The organism is Desulfococcus sp. (assembly GCF_050178255.1).
GTDB classification, from domain to species: Bacteria; Desulfobacterota; Desulfobacteria; order Desulfobacterales; family Desulfococcaceae; genus Desulfococcus; species Desulfococcus multivorans.
The window spans coordinates 101,836-124,091 of the sequence record NZ_JBFXGG010000002.1 but is presented as its reverse complement, the minus strand read 5'-3'; the positions used below and the strand labels follow the sequence as shown (position 1 = coordinate 124,091).

Genomic DNA, 22,256 nt, shown 5'->3' with positions numbered 1-22,256 from the left:
GAGGCCTGGCCTTGGAGATGGTCAGAAATCCCGAGGCTTGCAGATCACTTCCCGAATACGAATGTCGAACATATCCGATTGATTGGCCGGCTTCAGAACCACCGCCGCGTCGGCCCCCTTGCCGGTGCCGCCGACGGCGACGATGTCCCCGCCGGACAGGGCGCCGGCATCCGCCGCCATGATCGAAACCTCCACCGCCACCTTGACCCCCTGGCCAAAGAGCCTCAAGGTGTCGGCAATCAGAAGTGCGGGATAAATGCCCGAGTGTTTGTTGGCGACGGCCCGTTCCACCCCGGAAAGCGCATGAGTGGCCGCCACCACCGCAGCGCCCTTTTGGATCAGCGATTTCTTCACATCGGCGGGCATGATACTCTTGAACGGCTCTTTGAACCCGCAGTGATACGTCACCACCACTACCTTGAACCCCTTGAAGATCTCGAGTGCCTTGAATCCGGTCTCCCCTTTCGTGGAGGCCACCACCATCTCCTCGATCCCCAGGGCTTTGCCCCGCTCGTATGCCAGTTCCAAGGTTCTGTCCGTGTTTTCCCTGCCGGGTCTGTCAAACCACATGCATCCTCCTTCATGAAAGTGCCGCGACTCGAAATTTATACTTGATCTAATGCCGCGTTTGTTCCTATTCTATCAATCGGCAATTCCCTGAATAAAAGTGAATCCCCAAAAAGTCAAAGGCATTTTTCATCCGACGACCCCCTCTATGCGGAGGCACGACATGATCATTGATTTTCATGTACACATCTTTTCCGAAAAAATCCGACAGAATCGATCCGCCTTTTTTCCATCGGAACCGGCGTTCAAACTCCTCTACGATTCTCCCAAATCCCGGCTGGTGAGCGCAGAGGACACCCTGCGGATGATGGACGAGGAAGGCGTCGACCGCTCGGTAATCTTCGGCTTCCCCTGGCAGGATGCAGACACCTTCAGAAGAGAGAACGACTACATCATCGAGACGGTCCTGAAATACCCGGACCGGTTCATCGGCCTCGCCTGTTTCGATGCGCTGAACCCGAAGGCGGCCGATGAGACCGAGCGATGCCTTGGCGCCGGGCTGCACGGCGTCGGAGAACTGGCGTTTTACACCTCGGGAATCGACGAGACGTGCATCAGCGCGCTGGAGCCCGTCATGGCCCTCTGCCGCGACCACGACCGCCTGATTCTCATTCACACCAACGAGCCCGTCGGTCACCAATACCCCGGTAAAAGTCCCAACACCCTCGCCCAAATCTATCGGATGATCCAGACCTTTCCCGAAAACAAAATCGTTCTGGCCCACTGGGGCGGCGGCATCTTCTTCTACAACCTCCTGAAACGCGAGGTCAAGGAGACCCTCGGGAACGTCTGGTTCGACACGGCGGCCTCCCCCTTTCTCTATGACATCGACATCTATCCCATGGCGGGTCAGATGGCCGGCCAGGAAAAGATCCTTTTCGGCACCGACTATCCGCTTCTCAAGCCCGGCCGCTATTTCAGCGACATGGATAAAACGGACCTTTCCAGCGAGGATCGGGCCGACATCTGCGGAGAGAATGCCCGAAAACTCCTGGGATTGTAAGCCCCGACGGTGACGGGGGTGCCGTCGTTGAAAAACACGGACAGGCGATCAGGGGAGGTTGGATGGCACCTTTTGAAGGCTTTCGATGAAGGAAAGCATCTTCTGTCGGTGTCGGGGCGGGACCATGAGCGCGCGGATCGGCCGGTTTCGGATGAGGCCTTCGGGCGGGGGGCCAAGGCTGCCCGCCCGATATCGTCGACGGTTATCCGCCGATGCGAAAAAAAGGAGAAGATCGGTCAGGTTGCCGGAATAGCCGTCCCGATCCACATGCTCGAGGTACTGCAGGACCACATTGTTGACCGTCACAATGAACGGATCCATCTCCGCGAAGCCGGTATCATCGCACCGAAGTGCCGAAACCATACACCGGCATCCATAGGGGCGCACGGCGTAGACCGGACACTCCCCCTCTTCCAGAAACGGACAGGCACCCCAATCCGGATCGCTCGCTTCTTCCGGGGGATCCTCCCCCCGGATGCAGATTTCCGCCAGAGCGTTGGTCGTCACCCGGGGGATAAACCGGGGCAGGTCGATCGCCCCCCGAAGTTTCTCAAAAAAGTCGGCTCTTCCCTCGTCAACAAGACGGACCGACAGGGCATAGGCTTCAAGGGTGGTCAGGGTGACGTTTCGCGTGCAACATCGGGCGCATCCCTTTCGGCATGCGGTCTCATATTCGGCGATAAACCCCTCGTACACCCGATAGATGTGATCGAGCACCGCCAGTTTTTCTTCAACGCCCATGCATGGACCTCCTTTTTCCGGATTCGTCCATAGCACGGAAAGGCCGCTTTCGGCAAACCAAAGCGCTCACCGGCAGCCATTTCCTTCCCCGGGATCGGCACGGGGCCTGCAGGCGTCACGTCATCGCCGCATGAAACCGACACCCCCCGCCGAGGTTTGATGACGTCGCCGTACTTGCCGATGCAGGTGATATCCCTCCGGCGACCTGCCGACACAGCAGGACTTGGGAAAAACCCTGCACCCTTCACAGCCGTCTCAGTATTCCGGAAGAAAATATCGGACCCTGACCTCGTATCTGGAGGGCATCGTTCCCGGCATCTCCCTGCACGACATCACCCGGCCCAGTGCATTCATCGGCGGCAACCTGTTGCCGGCGACGCCCGCTTTGGCTCTGCGGGAACGGATCCATACGGTCGATCCGATCTCAAACGGCCGGGTGGACTGGAAACAGACCCCTTCCCCCCAATGGCTGAAGGTCCAGCTGGTGGTTCCCACCGGCATATTGAAATAGTTGACCTCTATCGACGCCTTGCATCCCTCTTCCGGACGAACCTTTTTTTCGATCGATTTTTCCATGTTTTCTCGGCATATCAGGATGGGTTCACAGCACCAATCAACTTCCGGCTTTCACAATGTTGACCGGGAAGCAGTAATGTCGGGGATAATGACGAAGCCCTTTGCACGAGGCGCTCACGCGTCGTTTGAGCGTCGTGAATCATCAGCCGCTCGGGCGGCTTGAGCGTCGGCGTGTTTTCAGGCCCCCGGAACAAACTTCAGCGGAGCATGAACAAAAGTAAGCAATCCGTGGGACATTCCCGGCTTTTGAAAGTCGAAAATTGAAGATAGTAATACCTATCGATTATCGAATCGGTTTGTCCATAGGGGAAAGGCATCATTTTCGGTAGGGGAATGTCCCGGTCGGGATCGACTCCCATAAAGAGCGGAGGGCTATCGGGCAGAAAACACCGCTCCGAAGGCTATTCCTTCCAGAGATCTACGTCGATGATCCCGATCTTGGCGGCATACCGTATCAGCTCGATCGTACTGTGCAGGCCCAGCTTTCGCATGATGTTGGCCCGATGGTTCTCGGCCGTCTTGGGGCTGATGAAAAGTTTTTCAGCCACCTGCGTGGCGGAATACCCCTCCCCCAGGAGGGTCATCACCTCCTGCTCGCGGGGCGTCAGGGACTCATAGCCGTCCGTACTGACGGCTATCTTCTTTTCAGGCAGTTCGGCGAGCTTCTTGACCACTTTTTCAGAAACCTTCGCGTCCATGAAATAGTCGCCGTTGAGAACGTGCTCAATCCCCTTGATCAGCATATCCGCGGCCGACTCCTTGGCCAGATATCCGGCGGCGCCCGCCTGGAAGGAGCGAACGATATAATCGATCTTTGAATACATGCTGACCATCAGTACGCGTGTATCGGGCGAGCACTTCAGAATGTCCCGGGCAAGCTCGATCCCGTTCCGGTCGGGAAGGGAAATGTCCACGATGGCCAGGTCGGGTTTGATCTCTTTGACGGTTTTCAGCCCCAGATCGGCGTTCCCCGCTTCCCCAACCACGTCGTAGCGGTCGCTTCTCCCCAGAATGGTTTTCAATCCTTCCCGGAACAGGGGATGATCATCGATGATGATGATCCGTTTCTTGTCGCCCACACGGATCCTCCTCGAAAGGGTGACGGCGCCCGTCACGTTGTCGTCCGGACAATGGGCACCGGAATTCGATCCATTGATAACAAATTCCGATTGTTTTGACAATGCATTATGGCCGGCGCCTTGGCGAAACCCAGGGAGCGCCGGCCGCGGCAGGAGCCTTTCCCGAGGATCGCGGCACTATTCGCCGGCTCTTTCACGGGCAAGCTCCTCGTCGCTCATACACCAGAAGGGGAAGCCGTCCCGGGTCCGTCGAATCTTGTACTCATCAAATTCACCCCGTTTCACCTTGGCGGCGATAAAGAGGTCCCGCCCCTCGATTTCAGCCCAGGCCCCCTTGATTTTCACCTCATCCCCTTTTCGTATCCCGATCCCGTCAGGGTCCACAAACCATTTCGGCCCCAGATGAACCTCGATCCGATCGCCGTCTTCGTCCTTGAGGATCATCGCCGTCCCCGGGGACATGCCGGCCAGGGGCACCACTTCGGAGAAGCCCTCCACCGTTCCTTTGAGCCGGTCCCGTTCGCTGTTTTTGTAAAGCTGGTTGTAGGGGCCGTCGATCTCCCACCCCCCCATCTCCCTGGGACCGCCGGCCAAACCGGCTCCCAAACCCGCGGCAAGAACGACGACAATAATTGCGATTACCGAAAGAAATCCTCGATTCGTCATGATGATGCCTCCTTTTTTGAAATAGCACGAACGCGTCACGTATTGACGCTGCCGATCCTGTCCGTGACGGATCGGACCTTGCCGTAAATGCGTCCGGTATCCCCCTTGCGGATATCGAGTTTGACGGTGGCGTAAATACGGGATGAATCGCCCGCCAGAACATCATGGGCACGCTGGACGATGTCCAGGGCCTCCGCCAGGGTCGGGGTCTCGACAAGGGTTCCCATGGCCGTCACCTGATAAACGACGCCGCTGTCCCGGATCATTTCGACGACCCGGCCGACCGCCGCGCCGACACTCCCGCCCTTGTCCGTCGGAAAAATGGCCAACTCCATCAGAACCGACATAACGGTACCTCCTCATCTGTTGCCTTTCACCCGGGTCGGGGCTGCCCGAGACGTCAAAAGGTGTAACCGATGGAAAAGTGAAGACGCCCCGCATCCTCTCCCGCCATCGGGTCCAGTTTCCAGCCGTACAGGATACCGACGGCGCCGATGGGGGTGATGTATCGGAGACCGAGGCCCGCGGAAGACCGCAGATCGTCCGAGCCGCCCGAGCCGCCGGCGCGACCAATCCGGCCCACATCATAGAAGGCCGCCATTTCGAGGTTCATCCCCAGGTCATAGCGGACCTCGAGGTTTCCCAGAAGGGATTCCCGACCGCCCACGGCCCTGCCGTCGGCATCGATCCGCAGAAGGTTTTCGTCAAACCCCCTCACGGTGGCGGTCCCCCCCAGATAGAACAACTGGTCGTCCGGGACGACGCTGTCGGATCCATAGGGGTAAATATAGCCATACATGCCGCGAATCGCAAAGGTCAGGCGATCCACCGGCGTCTTGTAATAACGGGTTTCAAATCGATACTTCAGAAAATCGTCCAGGGATTCCTGGAGCCCTCTGGACAGATCGACGTGGAAAGAGGCGAATACCCCCCGGGTGGGTCGTACAAAGGAATCGGTCGTATTGTAAACGGCCGAGGGTGTCCCGACCAGGACGGTTCGCGTCCTGTAGAGTTCCTCGTCGCCCTCCGGAATCGGGCTGCCGCCGCGCATATACTGTTCCCGCCGTTCCAGGCTGAAAGCCAGTCCGAGATCCAGCGCCCCGTCCAGCAGCCGACGGCTGAACACCTGGGAAACGCCGAAGTTGCGGGTTCCGAAATCCTGGTTGAACGCCTCCCGTTTTTCGCCGAACACGGTGCTTGTGGCGGAAATCCGACTCTGCCGGAAACGGGGCTCCGTAAAGGCGGCCTCCAGGCGATAGCCGATCTGACTGATCTCCATGCCGCCCCTCAGGTCCTGGTTCCGTCCCAGGAAATTGCGGTCTCCGCCCCTGGCTGCGGCAAAAAAGTGTCGTTCCGTGTCGTACCCCAGACTGAATTCCATCCAGTAAGGCGGTTCCTCCTCCACCTCTACGATCAGATCGACCGTCTCCGCCCGCTCCTGCAACCCGGGAAACCTGAAACGAACCGAGTCGACGGCCCCCATGTTCTGGATGTTCCGACGGCTTTCCAGGATCTTCCGGGCCGAAAAAGGCCCGTCGGGCCGGATCTCCAGTTCATTCCGGAGAATCTCTTCCACCGTCCGGAAATTCCCCGTAAAATGGATCCGCCCCACTCCCACGTATCCGCCCTCCGAAACCGTATAGCGGACGTGGGCGCCGGTGCCGTCGGAAGAGAGCGCGGCCGAACCCTTGACCTGAACGTATGGATACCCCTTTTCCGCGACAATGCCCGTGATGGTGTCTTCATCGGTTTTGAGCAGGTACTCCCGGTAGGGTTCGCCGGGCTTCAGGAGAAGGACCGTCTCGAGGGTCTCCAGGGAGACCACGGACACACCGGTGATCGACAGGGAAGATACGCGGGTTTGAACCCCCTCGTCGATGGTGATGGCCAGACGGCCGTAGCGTTTACCGTCCCCGCTGTCGTCGCCGTCGGCGGTTTCCGTCCCGGCCTGCCAATCCATCTTCCACGCCACGGTCGTCTTCAGGAATCCCTCCCGGAGGTAGAGGGCCTTGACGGCGCCGATATCGTCTTTGAGCCGCCGCGGATCGTATTCGCCGTCTGCAAGGAGGCCCGGGGTCCGCGTCAGCATCTGTTTCAGTATCCTGTCGTCGTCAAAGGTGGTGTTCCCTTCGATGTCGATATGCTCGACAACGGACCGGGGGCCTTCGTCGATCAGGATGCGGATGTCCCGCCGCTTTTCGGAGGCCTCCCCGGAAAGCGATTCGGTCGTCGTCACGCGGCTGTCGAGATATCCGTCGCTTCGGTAGCGATTGCGGATGTTCCGCAGGCTTTTTTTGAGGCCCGCATCGTTTCGGTTTCCGGTTGAAAGGGCGAGATCCCGGCGCAGGGTCCACCAGGCCCAGTAGGCATCGTTCCCCTCGAACGAAACGTCATATCGCGGCCCTTCCTCCACCGCCAGCCATACGTCAACTGCCGCCGTCTCGACGTCTCTGGCCACACGGGCGTCCACCGCCGCGTCGGCATAGCCTTTGGCACGATAGAATTTCACAAGCTCCCGCACGTCTTCATCGAGATCCTTCCGAACGAATCGGGTGACGCCCCCGAAAAGGAGCGATTTTTTCCATGCGTCCGTCCTCAATTTGAGCCGAAAGTCGGAAAAAGCGCGGTTGCCGTCGACGGCAAAGCTTTCGAGCCGGAAGTACCGGCCCTTATCGATCCTTACCCGGAGGTCCACGATCCCCGCCGTTTCGCTCGGTTCCGCCGTGATGCGCACCACCGGCGCGATGTAGCCCTGGCTTTTGAAGAGATCGACCACCGACGCCTCCTCGGCCGGAATCCTTTCAGCGTCATAACTGCCGCCGGAATGGAAGGTGAGGGCATTCCGCACCTCCCGATCGAAGACGGGAAACGCCCCCGCCACCTGGATCGCCCGGATCCTGAAAAAGGGCGTCAACCGGAAGGTCAGCACGATCTTGTCCGCCGTCCAATCGGGGTCTGGAACGTGAACAGCCTCGAACATCCCGGAGTCATCCAGCGCCGCAAGGCTCTTCTGAAGCGCGGCCTCTGAAAACGGCTCCCCCGCCTTCACCAGGATCATGCCCCTGGCCATGGATTCCCACCGGGCCGTATCCCCCCGGCCCTCCTCGATCTCGATATCGATCCCTGAAACGATGGGTCCCTCTCCGGCCGGAAGACGGCCGTTGCCGTTCGGGTCCGCCGCAGGTGCGGAAGCCGAGTCCAGGATCAAGAGCAGCGCAACGCCAATCAACAGCATTCTGGGTATCAATGATTCCCTTTCCCGACGCAAGGACGCGTCATGCATTACCGGAATTCCATCCGGAAGGTCAGGGCGCCGCCGAAATTGCCCGCCGTATCCTGAAAAGCGCTCACCATCAGCTCCTCCAGAATCCTGTATTCCGAAATCACCTTCTGGACGGTCACGCCATTTTTGATGTCGGCGCCGTATTTCACTGTAATCCGTCGGGAAAGTTCCTTGCCCAGGGTTACCTTGATGTCCTCTGCGTCACCGCCGTTTCCGGCCTCGCTCAATTCCACCTCGACGATGTCCAGGCCGGTGGCGTCTCTGACACCCGACGATAGGGAATCCGAGAGAATCTCCCCCAGCATCCCACGGGCGGAGAAGCCCGAACCGCCGTCATCCCGACGCATCTCCTTCAGGGTCTTTCCGAACACCAGAAGCGAGATGATGTCCCCGTGCTCTTCCGCGGGATTCGATGTCAGCTCGAATCTCAGATTATCCGGCGTCCCGCCGATCTTGAGCGTAACGATCCAGTCCCGCACCTCGACCTCTCCCTCGATCTCGATTGTGGGTTCCGTCCGGTAAGGATTGAGGAAGTCGACAACCCCTCTCCGTATCTCGAAAGCCCGCTTCTGATAGGTGACCACCCCTTCGTCCACCGCGGCCCGACCGCTGATCACCGGACGCTGGGCCGTGCCCAGCACACGGAGATCCGGACTGAGGCGCATGTCCGCCACATTGTTCTCCACCACGAAAGGTTCCCGGCGTTTGACGACGATATCGAGGGCCATATCGCTCAGGAACGGGGTCTCCCCCGCGTCCGGTTCAGGGGCCGTCTCACGGGTCTTCGTCGTCATGCCCTGAAGGAGGTTGAGTTCGACATCCCTGGTGTAGCGACCTTCCAGAAGAACGATCTCTCCCGAAAGCATGGATTTTTCAGGGGTTCCACTCAGGTTCAACCGGCTGTCCAAAAGCAGGCTCAAGGTGTCGGGAATCTCGATGGGGAGTCTCCGGGCCGAGGTCTGGAGATCCACCCTTACCGGCGCAAATGCCTCGAGGTCGACACGCCCGTCCAGGCCAAAGCTTCCGTCGTCGATACGGCCCGTCACATTTTCCAGCGACAGTGCTCCGGACGACAGGACAACCCGGCCCGTCACGTCATGGAGGCGCTGATCCAGCCCCGGGAGGTTCATGCCGAGACGATCCAGGGTGAGGCGGCCCTGAAGTTCCGGTTTTTCGAGGGTTCCCGACATTTCGGCCGCCAGGAGAATCACCCCCTGGGGATCGCTTTCCGCATCCAGGAAAGGTCGGATCACCGCCAGGGGAATACGGCCGTCGGCGCTCAGCGCCAGCCTTCCGGCCAGGTCCCCGGCGCCCTTCAGGGTGATGCGGCCGTCCTCCAGCAGGCGAATCTCCGTAGCCGGCAGCGTGTAACGCCCTTCCTCGAAACGGGCTTCGATCCGCCGGCCGGCCAGCAACGGCCGCCCCCCGCTCACCAGGCTCAGGTCGCGCAGGTCTGCCGCGACCCGGATCGTCTCCCAAGCGTCGCTTTTCCCCTCGGCCGTGAGGGTGCCGTCGATGCGTCCCGTCAGGTCGTCCAACCCCGCGATCCGGAAATAGGGCGCCAGGTCGGTTCGGTCAAAGCCCAGGACCGCGGAAAACGTCTTCCGGTCCAGATGATACCGGCCGTTCAGGTCAAACCCCGGCCGTCCCCAGATGCGTGCCGTGCGATCCGCGAGAGCCAGTTGGATGCGAAAATCCGCCATCGGCTTCCGGTTGATCCGGATATCCGTCATGGCCACGCGCCCCTCGGCCCGCGGATCCGCGAAGGACCCCTTGCCGGAAAGATCGAGGGAGACCGTACCGGCGAGGCGGTCGGGGCCGCCTGCCGCAGGAATGCTGCCCAGGGAAATCCCCGTCGACGTCACGCGCATCTCGTAGGTGGACCGGTCGAGATCGATGATGCCCTGTCCGTCGAGGAACTCTTCCGGGGTCACGGCCACCCGAAACCGGTCGAGCCGGATGGTCCCCCCGTCCATCCGGGCGTTCATCGTCACGCCGTCCAGGGGCTGGTCGCCAAGTTCCAGCCGTCCCCCGTCCACGGTGATCGTCCCCCGGGGCCGGGCGACGCTCCCCCCGATCTCACCCGCGAGAGAAAATGTGCCGGTCATGCCGTCGACAAAATCCTCCAGACGAACGGGGTCGCCTGAAAGTCGGATGTCGAGGGTCGGGTCATCCGAAAAGGCCCCGGTCCCGGGCGTCATGACCCCGACAGTGCCGGTCAGGGTCAGGCGGGATTCTCCGTTCACCACCGCAACGGGCGACAGTCCAACCCGTCCCTCGGTCATCGTGATCCGGGCATCCACGTCACCGATGCGGTTGGATCCCACGGCAAGCCCTTCACCCGAAATGTCCGCCCGCAGGTCCGGAGAACGCGCCGGGCCATCGGCCTTGACGGTGCCGGCGAACCGGCCTTTGATATCTCCGATTTCAAGAAAGTCTCCCGGCGCAACGTTTTCGAGAGCGAGGGCGAGATCCACCGGCAAATCCGGACGGACCTTGGGGACGTCGCCCGGACGGTTCTCCAGGAGGGCGATGCTGCCTCGGACGGTCGCCCGGGACCCCCTGTTCTTCAACGTCAGGGTCGAAATCGCGACGGTGCCGCTTTGGTCCAGGTCGGCCTCGAGAAGAACATCTCCCAGGACGGCCCCCGGCGCGACGAGCCGTTTTCCGGAGACAGCGAGCGTCGCCGTGGGGCGGTCCGGGCTGCCGCTCATGGAAAGATTCGCCGACAGCCCCCCGGCGACGCCCTCGATGCCCGCCGGAGACAGGAGCGCCGCCAGATCAGGCGCCTGAAGGGCGAGATCGCCCTTCAGGCCCACGGCGAAAAGTGCCCGATCCGCCGACAGGAATCCCCGGGGAAAAGCGGCCGTCAGATCGGCGTCCCCCTGGACGGACAGGGTTCCGAGACGGGAGGTGATCGACAGGGGGGCGATATGGAGATGCCTGTCCGCCAAGGAAAGGTGCAGATCGATCCGATCCACGGGAAAGCCGCCCAGAAGACCGCCGCCATAATCAAGCTTCACCGCGGCGTCGGGATCGCTGAGGGGCCCCTTTGCCGAAAGGTGCATCGCCGCGCTGCCGCTCAGTTCGGGATCGAGGTTAAGCACGTCCCGGATCTCGGCAAGGGCCAGATCCGCATCGAGCGTGAGATCGAGAACCGGATCATCGCCCAGTCGATCCACGGCTCCGGCGAGTCGGATATGGGTCTTGCCGGCCGAAAGCGCCAATATAACGGATGAAAGCCGGTCGGCGTTCAGGTCTGCCGCAGCCTCGAATTGATCGATGGGGCCGGTGAAGGCCGGACTTTCGATATCGCCGCCGACGATGCCGATCCGAAGGCGTCCTGCCGGGGTCGACGACGACAGGGCGTCAATCTGCATGGAAACGCCTTCCAGCGAAACGGCCAGAGGCGCTTCGGGATCCTTGTATGAAAACACGCCGTTGGTCAGACGAAAACGGTCGACGACCACCTCGACGGCGGACTGACCGGGTGTCTCGGCCGGTTCCGACGCCCGGGGCTCCGGTTCGGGGAAGGCCCCCATGAGGTTGAGCCGGCCCCTGGCATCCACCGCGAGGTCTGCCCAGGGCGCCTCGACGCGCACCGCCTTCACGGCAATCACGCCCTTCAGCAACGCCCACCAGGAGACGTCGATACGGAGATGATCGAGTCCGGCCAGCCGCTCCTGTTCGGGGCCTTCCACCAACAGATCACGGATGTCGACACGGCCGGCCAGCAATGAAAAATCGAGGTTTCCCCACCTCACGGCCCCCGGAAGAATCCGGTCGACATGTTGTTGAAGGCGCTTCTGGGCCTGGGGGGTCTTGAGATATGAAACGCCGCCCACCAGCACCAGCATCAGCAGCCCTGAAACCGTAACCACGGCGATAAGGGCGGTTCGAACCCATCTACCCATCTTGGAATCCTGCTCCATGATTGTTGTCGTTCGGATGCGCGAAGCTGCGAAAAAATCGTCCCAACGGGCACCGAATCTACACCATCGCCTCGTTCGAATCAATTTTTTCTTTGATATCGGCACGCCACCGGCTATAGTCGAAGATATCGGCCGTGCCGAAAACCGTGGCGGTTACGGCGGCTTTCGCAGTTCCACCGAATGGACATCGCCCGGCGCCGTCCGTCGCCGGCGGTGATGCCCAAGGATAAAAACCTGAAGGGAGAGGGGAAGACCATGATGAGAAGCACCGTAATCCGGCTCATTATCGCATTCATTCTCTTGCCGCCTTCGATCGGGCTCTCGGCCCGGGCGCCGGTGAGCGAGGCCACCGAGGCGTGCCTGGGATGCCATTCGTCCCTCCACCCGGGCATCGTGGAGGAGTGGCAGAAAAGTCGCCACGCCCGGGTCGCTCCCCGGGACGCCCTGAGGGAAAAGCCCATCGCTCGCAGGATTTCCGCCACCGACATCCCAGATCGCCTGAAATACGTTTCCGTGGGATGCGCCGAATGCCATACCCTGCGCGTCGAGCATCACGCCGACGCCTTCATCCACAACGAGGTGGAGATCCACGTCGTTGTGAGTCCCCGGGACTGTGCCGTCTGCCACGTCACCGAAGCCGACGAATACGCCGAAAACATCATGGCGCATGCCCGGGGAAACCTCGTGGACAACCCCGTGTTCCAGGATCTCCAGCTGAGCATCATCGGCACTCCCGTTATGAGCGACGCCGGCATCCGGTACGAGCCCGCCGATGCGGACACCCGGGCCGAAGCCTGCGAGTATTGCCACGGTACCCGCCTCGTCCACAAAGGGATGGAGACCCGAAACACCGACATGGGAGAGATGGAATTTCCGAGGATCGACGGGTGGCCCAACCAAGGCGTGGGCCGCATCAATCTCGACGGCAGCCTGGGCTCCTGCGCCGCCTGCCACACCCGCCACGCCTTTTCCATCGAAGCGGCCCGAAAACCGTACACCTGCGGGGAATGCCATGTCGGTCCCGATGTTCCGGCCTATAAGGTCTACACCGCCAGCAAGCACGGCAACATTTTTTCCGCCGCAGGCGCCGATTGGGATTTCGCCGCCGTTCCCTGGACCATCGGCAAGGACTTCACGGCACCCACGTGCGGGGCCTGCCACATGAGCCTTCTGGTCAACACCGACGGTCAAACCGTCGTGCAAAGAACCCACGCCATGAGCGATCGCCTTGCCTGGCGGATCTTCGGCCTGCCCTTCAGCCACCCCCACCCGCGACGGCCGGAAACCAGCATTATCCGAAACCGGGACGGTCTCCCCCTGCCGACGGATTTCGACGGGACCCCGGCTTCGGAATTCCTGATCGCCCCCCTCGAGCAGGAAACCCGTAACCGTACCCTCCAGGCGGTCTGTCTGGGGTGCCACGGCAAGGCCTGGGTGGACGGTCACTGGAAACGCTTCGAGAATACCCTCGAAACGACCGACCGCGACATCCTGACGGCCACCCGCCTCATGGAAGAGATCTGGGCGCGGGGATATGCCCAGGGTCTCGCGCAGCAGGCCAGCCCCTTTGACGAGGCGATCGAACGGACCTGGTGCGACAGCTGGCTCTTCTACGCCAACACTGTTCGATTTGCCTCGGCCATGGCCGGCGGCGGGGATTTCGGGGTTTTCGCCGACGGTCGATATCAGCTCTCCCGCCGCATCCGTGAACTTGCGGACGAACTGGCGCTGCGGAAGCGGCTGTTCCCGCCGCCCGAACCCATCACCCGGAACGGCGCGCCGCGGCGCACCGCGGACCCTGGCGGGAGAATCGCCCTTCGGCGATAAAACGACGCCGCCGGATACCGGCGCTCAACCCTCCTGAACCAGATTTTTGAGACGGGTCAGGATCTCCCAGGCAAACCCCTCGGGCATGCAGGGGAAGACGGCGTTGTTGGTATAGACGGGGTCCGCCTCGATATCGTAGCGGGACGCCGCCACGGCCGCCGGCCAGAGGTCCGTATGGGGAATGGGTGTGTAGTGGGCGATCACCGGTGTGATGCCGCTTGCCTTGACCGTAAGGACGGCACGTTCGACATCTGAAATCGGCTGCCCGGGGAGCCCGGCCAGGAGATAGGCGCCCAGACGGTCTTTATCGAAGCCCGCGCGCAGGAGACAGACCGCGGCCTCCCGGAACTGGCGTTCATCGACCTTCCGGTCCAGGGCCGAACGGCGATCAAAGGCCGTGGTCTCAAGCCCCAGACGGAGTGTCTCGAACCCCGCCCGGAGCATCAGATCTGCCAGGGATCCGTCGATTTCCCGGATATGTACGGCGTTGGGCGTATGAAACCGGACGGGACGCCGGGTTGCGATCACCCCTTCCAGAATGGGGACGATGTGCCGCTCGGGATGGATAAGCAGGGCGTCGTCGTAGAAGACGAACTCCGTTACACCGTGACGATCATGCCAGAAGCGGATCTCGTCGACCACGCGCTCCGGTCGCCGTGTCCGGCGTCGCGGTTCCAGATATCGGGAGGCGCAGTAGGCGCAGGCAAACGGGCATCCCCGGGAGGTGAGCAAGGGGATGTAGCCGATGGTTCGTTGCAGGTCGAAAGCGGGATAGGGGTAGGCGTCGAGATCTCCGGGATCGAACCGCCATTGGGGTCGAAATCCCGTAAGGACTTCGATCCAGCGGAACAGGCTTTCCGCGCCGTCTCCGGCCGCGACCCGGTCCGCCCCGGCATGCGCTGCTGCGTGATCCCTGCACAGGGTGGCGTAAACGCCCCCCAGAAGCACCGGAACCCCGGGAAACCGACGGCGAAGCCGCCCGATCGTCTCCCGGACTCCCGGGTACCAGTAGGTCATCAGGGAGGTGACCAGAATCAGATCCGGCGGCGGAACGGCCTCCAGATCCGCGTCAAGCCATGGAGGCTCGATGCCGTAGCGGCTGAAATGTCGGGGAATGTCGTAAAACCCCGGCGGCTTGGGAATCCGGCGTTTGTGATAGGGTCCCCGGCCGTGACGGGCTGAGGGATCCTGGAGCGGGGCCTCGGGATGAAACCGATCCAGGCAATCGATGTAGGAGATCCCCATGCCGTGCTCCCGCAGAAGGGCGGCAAGGATGAGCAGTCCCAGGGGCTTTGCCCAGAAGTCGTAGGCGGCGAAGTCGTGGATCCAGGGGTTGACGAGGAGAATCTGGGGGGGCTTTGCGTTCACCGCGAAACGGGGATCAGTCCTCCGGCGACGTTGACAGGAGGTCCGGAAAGTACTGCATGGAGATCTTCTTCAACTCCTTGCGGCTGAAGAGCAGAGCGTACTCCGTTTCGCCGGTGGCCGCGGCCATTTCACCGGCGATCTCCCGGCAGGCCGCCTCGTCCGACGCATGGACCATCGTGTAGAGGTTGTAGGGCCACTCTCGCGTTGGATCCCTTCGATAGCAGTGGCTTACGGCCCTGAAGGCCGCCATTTTCGTCCCGACCGCGTCGATTCGGGCCTCGTCCACACACCATGCGACCATGGCATTGGCCCGGAACCCCGATCTCTGGTGCTTGAGGGTGGCGCCAAACCGGCGGATGACGCCTCGGCGGGTAAGGGCGTCAAGTGTCTCGATCACATCCTTTTCCGTCACCCCCAGCCGTTCGGCGATGGCGAGATAGGGCCGCTCCGTAATCGGTATATCCCCCTGCGTCGCGGCGATGACCTGTTTTTCGAGTTGGCTGAAATTCGGCGTCGACATGGCTGATCTTTATAAAATGTTCCCCTTCAAAAGGCAAGTTTTTTGTGCTCGGACGGCATCTGCGGATTTTCCGAAACCCGATAATGTGATATCAGAGGTCCTGAAAACAGGCCCGGACACCCGGGCCTCATCGTCAACCCCAAAGGACGGCGCAGGATGTTGGTCGAACTCCAGGGACAGATCGAGCGAATCACCTACAGCAACGAAGAAAACGGCTTCACCATCGCCCGGCTCAAGGTTCGGGGGCGGCAGGACCTGGTGACGGTGGTGGGGAACCTGGCGGCACCCATGCCGGGCGGCGTTCTCAAGATGACGGGGGAATGGATTCAGCACCCGAAATACGGAGAGCAGTTCAAGATTGCCGCTTATCACATCACGGTCCCGGCCACGACCTACGGCATCAAAAAGTACCTGGGCTCGGGCCTCATCAAGGGGGTCGGCCCCGTCATTGCCGAAAGAATCGTCGACACCTTCGGGGAAAAGTCCCTCGACATCATCGAGGAGAACATCGAGGACCTGGCCAGGGTGGAGGGCATCGGCAAAAAGCGTATCGCCATGATCCGAAAGGCCTGGGAAGACCAGAAAGAGATCCGACAGGTGATGCTCTTTCTCCAGTCCCACGGGGTCAGCGCCGCCTATGCCGCCAAGATCTTCAAGTTCTACGGGGATCGATCGATTCCGGTGGTTCGGGAAAACCCCTATCGCCTGGCCATGGACATCTTCGGCATCGGATTCATCACCGCCGACAGCATCGCATTGAACCTGGGTTTCACCAAGGATTCCCCGGTGCGGGCCGAGGCCGGGATCGTCTATGTCCTGAACCGCCTGGCCGATGAAGGCCATGTCTACTATCCATACGCACCCCTGATCGAAAAATGCCGGGAGGTGCTATCGGTGAGCCGCGAGATCCTCGTCGATGCCCTGGCCCGCCTCGAAGCCGACAAACAGATCCGCATCGAGGCGCTCAACGAGCTCCCCATCGCCTGCGAAACCGACAACCAGGCCGTCTATCTTTCAAAATTTCACGTCTGTGAAACGGGCATCGCCAACCGGCTCAGGATCCTTCTGGCCGTGCCCAAATCCCTTCCGGCCATCGATCCGGACAAGGCGCTGTCCTGGGTGCAGAAACGACTTGCCATCCGCCTGGCCGAGGCCCAGGAGCGCGCGGTCCGCTGTGCCGTCGACAGCAAGGTCATGGTCATCACCGGCGGGCCCGGCACCGGCAAGACCACCATCGTGAACGCCATTCTCAAGATCTTCACCGCCGCAGGCGCCCGGATGCTCACGGCTGCACCCACCGGCCGGGCGGCCAAGCGGATGGCGGAAACCACCGGATATCCGGCCAAGACGCTTCACCGGCTTCTCAAGTTCAGTCCCGCCAGAGGCGAATTCGAGATGAACTTCGAAAACCCCCTGGACTGCGACGTCCTGATCGTGGACGAGGCCTCCATGATCGACACCGTCCTCATGCACCACCTCCTCAAGGCCGTTCCGGCAACGGCCACGTTGATCCTGGTGGGCGACGTCAACCAGTTGCCTTCGGTGGGCCCCGGAAACGTGCTGGGGGACATCATCGCCTCCGGTACGGTCCCGGTGATCGTTCTCGAGGAGATCTTCCGGCAGGCCAGGGAGAGCGACATCGTCGTGGGCGCCCATCGGATCAACCGGGGCGAGCTGCCCCGTTTCAATCCCACCGCCCCTGGAACGGACTTTTATTTCATCCGGAAAGAGGCCCCGGAGGCGGTGCTGGACATTATCCTGAAACTGGTCACGGAGCGAATCCCCCGCCGGTTCGGCTTCGACCCCGTGGACGACATCCAGGTGCTGACCCCGATGCACCGGGGCCTCGTGGGCGCAGGCAATCTCAACATCGCGCTTCAGGAGGCCCTCAACCCCGGAGAAGCGGGGGTGCTGCGGGGTCAGCGAATCTACAAGGCGGGGGACAAGGTGATGCAGATCCGGAACAACTACGACAAGGAGATCTTCAACGGAGACATCGGCCGGATCGTCCGCATCACGCCCGAGGATCAGACGCTCGTCATCGCTTTCGACGGCCGGGAGGTCGTCTACGACTACGCCGACCTGGACGAGATCGTCCTGGCCTACGCCATATCCGTCCACAAGTCCCAGGGGTCCGAGTATCCCGTTGTGGTGATGCCGGTGCTGGTCCAGCACTACATGCTGCTGCAGCGGAACCTCATCTACACCGGGGTGACCCGGGGCCGCAACCTGGTGATCCTGGTGGGAACGAAAAAGGCTCTGGCCATGGGAATTCGGAACGACAAGACCCGGCGGCGCCACACCCGGTTGCGGCACCGCCTGGGCTGACGGCGCCGCCTATCGTCCCGCCGACCGCCTGAGGTCGATCCGGGCCTTGAGCCTGGGAAACAACTCCAGGTCCGTGTGGGGAAGGAACAGGGAAGCGACGTAATGGTCCATATAGGACGGTGTCTCCGAAAGCTCGAAGTTGGTCATCTTCCGCGTCACCTCGACCACGTCCCGTCGAATCCGGTTGGTCAAGGCGCTCATCCGGGCGCCCATGAGCGAGGCGTTGCCGATGTAGGTGATCTTGTCGGCGTCCATTTCGGGCAGGAGGCCGATAACCATGGCCCGCGCCAGATCCACGTAGCTTCCGAACCCGCCGGCCAGATAGATCCGGTCCAGGTCCTGCATCGAGAGCCCCACCTCCTCGAGAAGGGTCTGGCATCCGCTGTAAATGGCCCCTTTGGCCCGGATCAGATTCTCGATGTCGATCTCGGTCAGCACGATATCCCGGTCGATCTGGGTATCGGCCTGTCGGACCAGGACATACTCCCAGATGCCCTCGCGTTCCCGGACGCGGTCCGTGGGCAGATTCCGCTCATATTTGCCGTTGGGGTTGACGACCCCCGCCTCGAAAAGCGAGGCGACGATGTTGATCAATCCCGAACCGCAGATCCCCTTGGGCCGGACGTTTCCGATGGTGAGGTTCATGGGTTCGAAGGTAACGGGATCAATTGAAAAGTCCTCGATGGCGCCCTTGGCCGCCCGCATGCCGAACTCGATGCCGCCCCCCTCGAAAGCCGGTCCCGCCGAACAGGCGGCACAGGCCAGCCAGTCCCGGTTTCCCACCACGATCTCCGCGTTGGTACCGATGTCCATGAAAAGCGTCAGTTCCTCGGTCCGGTAAAGTCCCGAGCCCATGACGCCGGCCACGATGTCGCCGCCGACATAGCTGGAAACCTGGGGGTAGACAAGGGCCGTGACGTGGTCGGGAAGGTCGAGGTCGAGGTCCTTCGCCTTGATGGGCGGATAGATGGAGGCCGCCGGCACGTAGGGAGATCTCCGGATGTAACGGGGATCGACCTGGAGAAAGAGCTGGGTCATTGTCGTGTTCCCCGCCAGGGTGACGCTCGAAATGCCGTCGGGATCGATCCCGGCCCGTTTGACGTTCTTTCGGATGAGCTTGTTGATGGTCTCCGTCACCACGTCGTGAAGACGAATGAGCCCATCCCCCTTCTCGGCGAACATGATCCGGGAGATGACATCCTCGCCGTAGCTGATCTGGCCGTTGAAATCAGCCTCTTCCGCAAGGACATTCCCCGAAACGAGATCGATCAGCTGCACATATACGGTGGTGGTCCCGATATCGACGGCCACGGCGTAATTCTCCGAGGTGGTGTCCCCGGGCTGAACGTTGATGATGACGGTCTGGCCGTCCTCGCGGACCGGTCGGGCCAGGGTGGCCGTCACCTGAAAGCCCTCCCGCCTGAGAATGTCCGGCAGTTTTCGGATCACCGGGAACTCGACCCCCAGTCGATGCTCGTGATTTTTTAGGGTGAGAAAGCTGACGAGGCGGGTCACGTCCGGCAGATGATCCTGGGCATTGGGCTCCGGCAAGGTCAGATAGACCTTTTCCATAGGGGGAATGAAAAGCCCTTTTTCCTTCAGTTCATCCAGATCGAAGGTCTTGACGCGGGCGGTTTTCCGGGGCGTCGGGGGAATATTGAGAACACTGGCATCGACGACGGACTCCACGGGAACCCGTACGGTGACGTCGCCGATCACCGAGGCCCGGCAGGCCAGGCGGTATCCCTTTTCCCGGTCCTCGGGTTTGAGGCGTTCGGAAAGGCCGCCCTCGACCTCACCCGCCTCGATGATCACCCGGCATTTCCCGCAGACACCCTCCCCGCCGCAGGAAGCGTTGATGTGGACGCCGGCCTCCATGGCCGCGCGGAGAAGGCTTTCGCCGTCCCGGACCTTTACCGTTCGATTCTGGGGTTGAAACGTTACAAGATGGGTATCCATAAGCGATTCCTCCGGCTGATTCTTTCAAACCAATGAGATACCCACTAAGATATTACAGAATGAGATAATGTAAACTAAAAAAACACCATTACCGCCGAAATGGGGCGGGACATCACGTCTCCATCGTGTCAAACCGGCAGGAAAGCAGCACCATGTCGTCCTCGAACACCGTCTTGATTTTGTAGGGCAGCGTTTTGAAAAGATTGATCATGCCCCTGTTATGGGGGGCGGTATAGGCAAACAGCCCGGCCAGACCGTTTTCCCGGGCAGCCTCGGCCAGTTTCCGCATGAGGAGTTTGCCGAGACCCCTGCCCTGGTATGCCTTGTTCACCGTAAAGGCAACCTCCGCCATGTTGCTCGCCTCATTCAGCAGGTATTCCCCCATGGCGATGACCTTCCCGAACCCGAACTCTCCCACCACCGCCACAATGGTGAGATCCTTCACATAGTCCACCTCGAGCATCTCCTCGAGATCGTCCCTCACGAAACTGTGCTTCTCGTGGAAAAAACGGGAGACGACGTCATCGGGTTCGAGATTGTAAAAATGCTCCTGGATGCGGCGTTCATCCACCGGTTTGGCGGGACGGATGACGACGGTCTCCCCGTTGATCTCCCGGACCTCCTCGAGCTTCACCGGGTAGACGCCGTGAATCGAGTCGCTGAGGGTCCTGTCCTCGCTCAACAGTCCCATCTCCTTGGCTTCGAAGAAGAGCTCCTCCCGGTACTCGGGGTGGGCGATGCTGATCATGGCCAGGGCCCGCTCCTGAAGGCTTTTCCCGAAAAGGTTGACGGCACCGTATTCCGTCACCACATAGTGGACGTCTCCCCTGGGGACCACCACGGCGGTATCGCCCAGGCTGGGCACGACGCGGCTGGTTTGATCTTCTCCCGACCCGGAGGTCGAGGCGAACATGAGGATCGATTTGCCGCCCTCGGCCAGCGCCGCCCCGCGGATAAAATCGTTGATGCCGGTGACGCCCGTGAAATAGGTTCGCGGCAGGGCATCCGCGGCTACCTGACCGGTGAGGTCCATGGCCAGGGCCACGTTCATGGAGACCATCCGATGATGTCGGGCGATGATGGCGGGGTCGTTGACATAGTCGGACGGCCTGAAATCGACCGAAGGGTTGTCGTGAAGGAACTCGTAGAGGACCTCGCCGCCGATGGCGGCACTGGCCACCATTTTACCCTCGTTGAAGCCCTTCCGCCGATTGGTGATGACCCCCCGCGAAAAGAGGTGCATCATATCCTGGGTCAGGTATTGGCTGTGGACCCCCAGATCGTTCTTGTCGGCCAACGCCAGCAGCGTGGCCTTGGATGTGGCGCCGAGGCCGATCTGGATGGTGGACCCGTCGTCGACGAGGCGGGCGATGAGCCGGCCGATGGTGTTGGCCGCTTCGGTTTCCGGGAGGGGCTCCGTCGCCAGCAGTTCCTCCTCGTGCTCGACGATGACGTCCACATCATCCACGTGGATGAAGCTCTGACCCAGAACCCGGGGCATGCGCGGGTTGACCTGGGCGATGACCAGATCGGCGGAAAAGGCGGCGGACAGGGTCACGTCCACGGAAACGCCGAGGCTCATCCAGCCGAAATCGTCGGGAGGGGTCACCTGAATCAGGGCCGCGTGGATCGGGAGCTGTCGGCTCTTGAAAAGCCGGGGAATCGCGGAAAGATTGACGGGCGTGATGAAACGCTTGTTCATGGCCAGCCCCCTGGCCTTCCCGGATCCCAGATAAAAGGAACGGATATTGATGCTCCGGCTTTTGGTTTTGTCGGCGATAAGCCCCAGCGGCGTCCGTTCCAGGGAAAGCAGACGGACGATCTCGAGGTCCGTGAAGACCGATGATGCCTCCGCAAGCGTCTTGACCAGGTACTGCGGCTCACCGCAGGACGATCCGATAAACACCCGCTGGCCGGGCCGGATCATTTTGACGGCCTCCTTGGCCGTTCGCTGTTTCTCGACAAAATCATCCGCCCAATAGCTCGTCTTGGCCATACGCCCTCCTTTCCCGGTTGTTTTTCACATCAAATCTCTTTTTTCATTAAAATTTCCATTTACTTTAAATTGTCGGCAATAGCAAGAAGAACTCAGCCTTCCGAAAACCGGCGGCAGGGCAAAAAAGGTTTGGCAAATGGGTTGACATTCTGCTAAATGAACGAACATGAGAAGAGGCAGGCTATGTCTTTGCCGAGTCGACTTTCCCCCGGATTTCATGAAATTTCGAGGCCGCCGGGAGCCCGAAAACAGCGTGAGGCATCGACGCTACAACAGGATATCCGGAAAAAAAGACAACAATCCGTCGATAACCGTTGACGGCGTCTCTTAATTGCGGCCGTGAAATGTGCAAGCTACATATTGACAACGTGTACGCGGTTAAATATAGTGAATATTTCAGATTTACAATGA

General features: G+C 60.9%; 15 protein-coding genes. 4 read left to right on the top strand and 11 right to left on the bottom strand.

All coding sequences use genetic code 11. The annotated features are described in order from the left end of the window. Positions 1 to 21: 21 nt before the first annotated feature. The gene (locus tag AB7S84_RS01260; RefSeq protein ID WP_428152773.1) at positions 22 to 570 is read right to left on the bottom strand and encodes a pyruvate kinase alpha/beta domain-containing protein; all 549 of its coding nucleotides are present in this window, start codon (positions 568 to 570) and stop codon (positions 22 to 24) included. A 160-nt stretch (positions 571 to 730) separates the two neighbouring features. On the opposite strand from AB7S84_RS01260, the gene AB7S84_RS01255 reads away from it, so the two are divergent. Next, positions 731 to 1,570: an amidohydrolase family protein gene (locus tag AB7S84_RS01255; protein WP_020877655.1), complete on the top strand. Its 840-nt coding sequence runs from the start codon at positions 731 to 733 to the stop codon at positions 1,568 to 1,570. A gap of 48 nt (positions 1,571 to 1,618) precedes the next feature. Here AB7S84_RS01255 and AB7S84_RS01250 read toward each other — a convergent pair whose 3' ends face one another. After that, complete coding sequence (locus tag AB7S84_RS01250) at positions 1,619 to 2,311, bottom strand: YkgJ family cysteine cluster protein (RefSeq protein WP_020877656.1); 693 nt, start codon at positions 2,309 to 2,311, stop codon at positions 1,619 to 1,621. A gap of 223 nt (positions 2,312 to 2,534) precedes the next feature. On the opposite strand from AB7S84_RS01250, the gene AB7S84_RS01245 reads away from it, so the two are divergent. After that, positions 2,535 to 2,822 carry a hypothetical protein gene (locus AB7S84_RS01245; protein ID WP_144016378.1) on the top strand — a complete coding sequence of 96 codons (288 nt, stop codon included), beginning with the start codon at positions 2,535 to 2,537 and terminating at the stop codon, positions 2,820 to 2,822. 466 nt (positions 2,823 to 3,288) lie between these two features. On the opposite strand, the gene AB7S84_RS01240 is transcribed toward AB7S84_RS01245, so the two are convergent. The 5 genes from AB7S84_RS01240 to AB7S84_RS01220 form a co-directional block, all read right to left on the bottom strand. Then, positions 3,289 to 3,966: a response regulator gene (locus tag AB7S84_RS01240; RefSeq protein WP_020877658.1), complete on the bottom strand. Its 678-nt coding sequence runs from the start codon at positions 3,964 to 3,966 to the stop codon at positions 3,289 to 3,291. Positions 3,967 to 4,143: 177 nt separating this feature from the next. After that, a complete protein-coding gene (locus tag AB7S84_RS01235; protein ID WP_020877659.1) occupies positions 4,144 to 4,632 on the bottom strand; it encodes a hypothetical protein in 489 nt (162 codons plus the stop codon). A gap of 35 nt (positions 4,633 to 4,667) precedes the next feature. Then, positions 4,668 to 4,979 (bottom strand): thiamine-binding protein, encoded by a 312-nt coding sequence (locus tag AB7S84_RS01230; protein WP_428152772.1) that lies wholly within the window; start codon positions 4,977 to 4,979, stop codon positions 4,668 to 4,670. A 53-nt stretch (positions 4,980 to 5,032) separates the two neighbouring features. Beyond that, the gene (bamA, locus tag AB7S84_RS01225) at positions 5,033 to 7,879 is read right to left on the bottom strand and encodes an outer membrane protein assembly factor BamA (RefSeq protein ID WP_428152771.1); all 2,847 of its coding nucleotides are present in this window, start codon (positions 7,877 to 7,879) and stop codon (positions 5,033 to 5,035) included. 35 nt (positions 7,880 to 7,914) lie between these two features. Further along, positions 7,915 to 11,829: a translocation/assembly module TamB domain-containing protein gene (locus AB7S84_RS01220; protein ID WP_428152770.1), complete on the bottom strand. Its 3,915-nt coding sequence runs from the start codon at positions 11,827 to 11,829 to the stop codon at positions 7,915 to 7,917. Between the two features lie 273 nt (positions 11,830 to 12,102). On the opposite strand from AB7S84_RS01220, the gene AB7S84_RS01215 reads away from it, so the two are divergent. Continuing rightward, entirely contained in the window at positions 12,103 to 13,674 is a 1,572-nt protein-coding gene (locus AB7S84_RS01215; RefSeq protein ID WP_428152769.1) for a multiheme c-type cytochrome, read from the top strand. A 24-nt stretch (positions 13,675 to 13,698) separates the two neighbouring features. On the opposite strand, the gene AB7S84_RS01210 is transcribed toward AB7S84_RS01215, so the two are convergent. Both AB7S84_RS01210 and AB7S84_RS01205 read right to left on the bottom strand, forming a co-directional pair. Beyond that, on the bottom strand, positions 13,699 to 15,042 hold the full coding sequence (locus tag AB7S84_RS01210) for a B12-binding domain-containing radical SAM protein (protein WP_428152768.1): 1,344 nt from the start codon (positions 15,040 to 15,042) through the stop codon (positions 13,699 to 13,701). Positions 15,043 to 15,055: 13 nt separating this feature from the next. Next, positions 15,056 to 15,562 (bottom strand): Lrp/AsnC family transcriptional regulator, encoded by a 507-nt coding sequence (locus AB7S84_RS01205; RefSeq protein WP_428152767.1) that lies wholly within the window; start codon positions 15,560 to 15,562, stop codon positions 15,056 to 15,058. A 156-nt stretch (positions 15,563 to 15,718) separates the two neighbouring features. Between AB7S84_RS01205 and recD2 the strand changes: the two genes are divergently transcribed. Further along, on the top strand, positions 15,719 to 17,890 hold the full coding sequence (gene recD2 / locus AB7S84_RS01200; protein ID WP_428152766.1) for an SF1B family DNA helicase RecD2: 2,172 nt from the start codon (positions 15,719 to 15,721) through the stop codon (positions 17,888 to 17,890). A 9-nt stretch (positions 17,891 to 17,899) separates the two neighbouring features. On the opposite strand, the gene AB7S84_RS01195 is transcribed toward recD2, so the two are convergent. Together AB7S84_RS01195 and AB7S84_RS01190 are read right to left on the bottom strand one after the other, a co-directional pair. Next, positions 17,900 to 19,849: an ASKHA domain-containing protein gene (locus AB7S84_RS01195; protein ID WP_428152765.1), complete on the bottom strand. Its 1,950-nt coding sequence runs from the start codon at positions 19,847 to 19,849 to the stop codon at positions 17,900 to 17,902. 112 nt (positions 19,850 to 19,961) lie between these two features. Further along, positions 19,962 to 21,845 (bottom strand): GNAT family N-acetyltransferase, encoded by a 1,884-nt coding sequence (locus AB7S84_RS01190; protein ID WP_428152764.1) that lies wholly within the window; start codon positions 21,843 to 21,845, stop codon positions 19,962 to 19,964. Positions 21,846 to 22,256 lie beyond the last annotated feature (411 nt).

Bases quoted from the DNA above. Each gene is read 5' to 3' on its own strand.
- AB7S84_RS01260 (WP_428152773.1), bottom strand. From the start codon at position 570: ATGTGGTTTGACAGACCCGGCAGGGAAAACACGGACAGAACCTTGGAA.
- AB7S84_RS01255 (WP_020877655.1), top strand. From the start codon at position 731: ATGATCATTGATTTTCATGTACACATCTTTTCCGAAAAAATCCGACAG.
- AB7S84_RS01250 (WP_020877656.1), bottom strand. From the start codon at position 2,311: ATGGGCGTTGAAGAAAAACTGGCGGTGCTCGATCACATCTATCGGGTG.
- AB7S84_RS01235 (WP_020877659.1), bottom strand. From the start codon at position 4,632: ATGACGAATCGAGGATTTCTTTCGGTAATCGCAATTATTGTCGTCGTT.
- AB7S84_RS01230 (WP_428152772.1), bottom strand. From the start codon at position 4,979: ATGTCGGTTCTGATGGAGTTGGCCATTTTTCCGACGGACAAGGGCGGG.
- AB7S84_RS01220 (WP_428152770.1), bottom strand. From the start codon at position 11,829: ATGGGTAGATGGGTTCGAACCGCCCTTATCGCCGTGGTTACGGTTTCA.
- AB7S84_RS01215 (WP_428152769.1), top strand. From the start codon at position 12,103: ATGATGAGAAGCACCGTAATCCGGCTCATTATCGCATTCATTCTCTTG.
- AB7S84_RS01205 (WP_428152767.1), bottom strand. From the start codon at position 15,562: ATGTCGACGCCGAATTTCAGCCAACTCGAAAAACAGGTCATCGCCGCG.
- recD2 (WP_428152766.1), top strand. From the start codon at position 15,719: ATGTTGGTCGAACTCCAGGGACAGATCGAGCGAATCACCTACAGCAAC.
- AB7S84_RS01195 (WP_428152765.1), bottom strand. From the start codon at position 19,849: ATGGATACCCATCTTGTAACGTTTCAACCCCAGAATCGAACGGTAAAG.
- AB7S84_RS01190 (WP_428152764.1), bottom strand. From the start codon at position 21,845: ATGGCCAAGACGAGCTATTGGGCGGATGATTTTGTCGAGAAACAGCGA.